The sequence below is a fragment of the Halorubrum sp. SP3 genome, from assembly GCF_005435195.1.
GTDB classification, from domain to species: Archaea; Halobacteriota; Halobacteria; order Halobacteriales; family Haloferacaceae; genus Halorubrum; species Halorubrum sodomense.
The window spans coordinates 1-632 of record NZ_SGTU01000232.1 but is presented as its reverse complement, the minus strand read 5'-3'; the positions used below and the strand labels follow the sequence as shown (position 1 = coordinate 632).

The 632-nt window shown below is 60.3% G+C and carries 2 protein-coding genes; both read left to right on the top strand.

What is annotated here, in order from left to right; translation table 11 throughout:
* The first annotated feature begins 130 nt into the window (after window positions 1-130).
* Window positions 131-415, top strand: coding sequence for a hypothetical protein (locus EXE42_RS16370; protein ID WP_137706999.1), 285 nt, complete (start codon window positions 131-133; stop codon window positions 413-415).
* A partial coding sequence (locus EXE42_RS16365; protein ID WP_137706998.1) for a hydantoinase B/oxoprolinase family protein occupies window positions 412-632 on the top strand: 221 nt, incomplete at its 3' end. The genes EXE42_RS16370 and EXE42_RS16365, both read left to right, overlap by 4 nt.

The following is a 632-nucleotide window of genomic DNA, read 5'->3' as shown; positions in this document are numbered from 1 at the left end:
TCATCGAGTTCGAGGCCCCGGTTCAGCCTCGTCGATACTCGTTTCAAGCCCGTCAATACCACTGTTCAGGGAGGTCCCGTAGCCGTTCAAGTGACTCAATACAAAGTGGGTAGGGCCACACGGTGTAGGTATGGCAAGCAGACGAAGCGTCCTGATCGGACTGGGTAGCTTAGTGGCAGGCGGCGGCGCGCTCCTCGGTACGGGCGCGTTCACGACTGTGACGGCAGAGCGACCGGTTCACTTCGACGGCGCGGTACGTGATACGCGCGTCTACCAGCGTGAGCAGCTACCAGCCGCCGGCAGTTTCACCGGACCGGCGATAGTGGAAGGTGCGGAGAGTACAGTCGTCGTTCGCCCGGAACAGTCCGTCCAGGTAGACGAGTACGGCAGTCTCATCGTGGAGGTTCAATCATGAGTGACACCTCAGACATCGACTCGGTAACGCTAGAAGTGACGCGGAACGCGGCCGCGGCAGTCTGCGAAGAAATGAATGCGAATCTGATTCGGACGGGGTACTCCCCGAATATCAAGGAACGGCGGGACTGCTCGTGTGCCCTGTTCGACGCAGACGCTGAGATGATCGCGCAGGCGGAGAACATGCCCGTCCACCTCGGTTCGATGCCGTTCTCGGT